Consider the following 1,823-nt stretch of genomic DNA (forward strand, 5'->3'; position numbering starts at 1 on the left):
TCATATCGGCCGCGTCCATGCTGTTGGCGCCGGCCTGCTTGGCTGCGTCCCGCGTGATAGCGCCGGGAATGTGCAGGCCTTCCAGCCCATCCACGTCGTACACTTCCAGCGCCGCCGGAAACACGCTGTTACCCGATTTCAGCGTTTCAATGGCAATGCTGAGCCGCTCGCCGGCCAGGCTGCACTTGCCGTAGATGAAGGTGTTGGCCGGCAGCGAGTGGCCGTTGATGACGGCCGACTCAGTGAGCCGCATCTTCACCAGCGAACCGCTCACGACTTCCTGCGATTCGTGGATAACGGCCGGTAGCGTGTTGCCATCGCCGCCCGTGCCAGTCTCAGCATCGAAGCCTTGAAAAGAGGCTGTGCGCTTGCGCCCCGGCCCATTGGAGCCCAGCCGCGATACCACGGCATCATCATCGATGGCGCGTAGCCTAGTACTGGGCTTCTTCTTTTTAGGAGCCACGTCTAACGCCAGAGGAGCCGCCCCTCCCCCACCGGCGCTGTTCGACTGGGCTAGCATGGCGGCCATTTGCAGCTGCGCCTTTTGCTCGGCCAGGTCGCGCTCATGCTGCGTGCGCATCAGTTCCATTTGTTCCTGCGGCGTGAGGGCTCCGGGTTGGGCGGCCGGGGCGGCAGTGGTATTGGCCCCGCCATTTAGCTGGGCCTGCTGCGCGGCAATGAGTTGCTGCTGGGCAGCGGCCACCGATTTATCCACTGAGCCATTGGGCCCGGCTTTCCCGTCGGCCCCGATGCCGTAGGCCAGGCCGGTGCCTCTGGCCGTGTCCAGCTTGGCATCGACCAGGCCCCGGTTCCGCATGGAATCGACCGGGCTGGCGTAGGCTTCGAGCTTGCTGGTAGTGATGGTGGCCTTCTCCGCCTTGGGCAGGTTGGTGTTAAAGCCGGTTGCGGTGTTTTGCGCTGCGGCCGGCGTGCCCTGGCCACCGCCGCCCAGGTAGAACATCACGGCCAGAAAAGGCACGCCCACCACCGGCAGAAAGGTAGCCATCTTGCGGGTGCGGAGAAATTGGGCGTCGTGCGGTTTGGTTTCCATAGGAGCGGACTAGCGGGGCTGGGTGTTCAAATCCTCGTTCTTCAGCACCCGCCAGTTCTCCATCAGGAAGCCGTGGGGGTTGTTTTCCGAGCGGGTCACGTCGCGCAGCGAGCACTCGGAGAGGAAGTTGCGGTTGGTCACCGAGGTGGCCCGGATGACGCGCTGATGGCCGTAGCAGCGCGCCACCATCGGCCGCGAGTTGGTGACCACCACGCTGTCCACGGTCATTTCCAGGCTGATGTTGGCGGCAATCAAATCGTTGTAGAAGCCCTTTTCCTTGAAGTTTTCGTACTGCCGCTTGGCCGAATTGTCGGCCAGGTACAGCGCCTTGTTCACGTTGCTGTCAATGGCCTTCTGGTCGGGGTCGAGGGTAAAAAACAGCTCGTGGAAGCGGGTGACGTGGCTGCGGGCTTCCACCGGCCGGTTGGCCCGCGCATCCTGCGCCCCGGCCGTGAGCAGCTGCCCACCTTCCAGCACGTAGATGCGGTTGGCCGCCGCGTTAGTGGACTGAAACGCGAAGTAGGCAATGGTGCCGGCCAGCACCAGCACGGCGACAATGAAGAGCAGGGCCAGCGTTTTGACCTGCTGGAAAGCCGAGTCGATGGATTTAAGGGACGCGAACATGGCGGGATGGATAAGTGAAAGAATAGGGGGCCGCTCTGGCTAGCTGCGCAGGCGATTAATTCGCTCGCGCACGGCCGTGCCCGCCCGGTGGCCGAGTGATTCGCCCCGCGTGGCATTGCTGCTCCCGCCCATGCCGGCCAGGCCCTGG

General features: G+C 63.7%; 2 protein-coding genes. Both read right to left on the reverse strand.

The window, feature by feature from the left end; genetic code table 11:
- On the reverse strand, nt 1-1,051 hold a 1,051-nt coding region (gene traM, locus ACYVDE_RS21565; RefSeq protein ID WP_460503599.1), incomplete at its 3' end, for a conjugative transposon protein TraM.
- A gap of 9 nt (nt 1,052-1,060) precedes the next feature.
- The gene (traK, locus tag ACYVDE_RS21570; protein ID WP_460503600.1) at nt 1,061-1,675 is read right to left on the reverse strand and encodes a conjugative transposon protein TraK; all 615 of its coding nucleotides are present in this window, start codon (nt 1,673-1,675) and stop codon (nt 1,061-1,063) included.
- Nucleotides 1,676-1,823 lie beyond the last annotated feature (148 nt).

This window comes from Hymenobacter agri, from assembly GCF_054778495.1.

Coding starts and splice junctions, on each gene's coding strand:
- traK (WP_460503600.1), bottom strand. CDS start 1,675: ATGTTCGCGTCCCTTAAATCCATCGACTCGGCTTTCCAGCAGGTCAAA.